At 40.2% G+C, this 1,206-nt stretch carries 1 protein-coding gene; it reads left to right on the top strand.

What is annotated here, in order from left to right:
• The coding region (gene pabB, locus CXF78_RS01090) for an aminodeoxychorismate synthase component I (protein ID WP_180957013.1) at positions 1-874 on the top strand (874 nt) is incomplete at its 5' end.
• Positions 875-1,206: the final 332 nt, after the last annotated feature.

Here is a 1,206-nt window from a genome sequence, read left to right as displayed (position 1 = left end):
AAAGTCCGCCAGTGACCCGATAACATCAAAGCCGTTTAGATTGACTACTGCTTGGATAAATCAGATTGATAATCAACAGTATCAACATAAGTTTGCTCAAGTGCAGCAGTATTTATTGAGTGGTGATTGTTATCAAATCAATTTAACCCAACGATTTGAAGCTCAATATCAAGGGGATGAATGGCAAGCTTATTGTGCTTTATCTCTGGCTAACAAAGCACCTTTTTCGGCATTTATGCGGGTTAATAATCACTGTATGTTATCTATCTCGCCAGAACGTTTTATTAAACTTAACGATCAATATATCGAAACTAAACCCATTAAAGGCACCATGCCGCGCCATCATGATCCCATTTTGGATCAACAAGCCGCTAGCGCATTAATTTCTTCCGAGAAAGACCGCGCCGAAAATGTGATGATTGTTGACCTGCTAAGAAACGATATCGGTAAAGTCGCCGCCCCAGGCTCAGTTAAGGTGCCTAGGTTATTCGCCATTGAAAGCTTCCCTGCGGTGCATCATTTAGTCAGTACGGTGACTGCCACACTTGCACCACACAAAACAGCATTCGATTTACTTAACGCCGCCTTTCCAGGTGGGTCAATTACCGGTGCGCCAAAAATCCGCGCTATGGAAATCATTGAAGAATTAGAACCATCCAGACGTAATCTTTATTGCGGCAGCATCGGCTATATAAGCCAAAATGGAAACATGGACACCAGTATTACTATTCGTACCTTGGTCACTGAAAATAATCACATTTACTGCTGGGCAGGTGGTGGTATTGTTGCCGACTCTAATGGTGCCGCGGAGTATCAAGAAAGCTTTGATAAGGTTAGTAAAATATTACCTTTGTTAGCGAGTTTGAATCAGTAATAAACAGCTATCGATAGACATTAAGTAGACAGACAATACCGATTTGCATGAATGACGGTTATTCTTGACTTATCGAATCGTCAAATTGTCAAAGTACGGGAATATAAATGACCCAAGGGTGCACATTGTAATGGCTTGATTAGTTTAAAAATGAACTCGTGTCTAGCAAGATACATAAAGCATAAAACTACTTTCAATCGATGTATACCAAGATGAACAGCTGATGCTTGATTTCTCTGTACTCGTGAACTTGATAACGAATAATCTCGAAACCAAGTTTACGCCAATATTGATAACAACTGGTGGTAACAACTGATGGTAACTAACATTAT

Origin of the sequence: Shewanella sp. 11B5 (genome assembly GCF_002836795.1) — a bacterium.
Classification (GTDB): Bacteria; Pseudomonadota; Gammaproteobacteria; order Enterobacterales; family Shewanellaceae; genus Shewanella; species Shewanella frigidimarina.
This window is presented reverse-complemented; position numbering and strand designations above follow the sequence as displayed.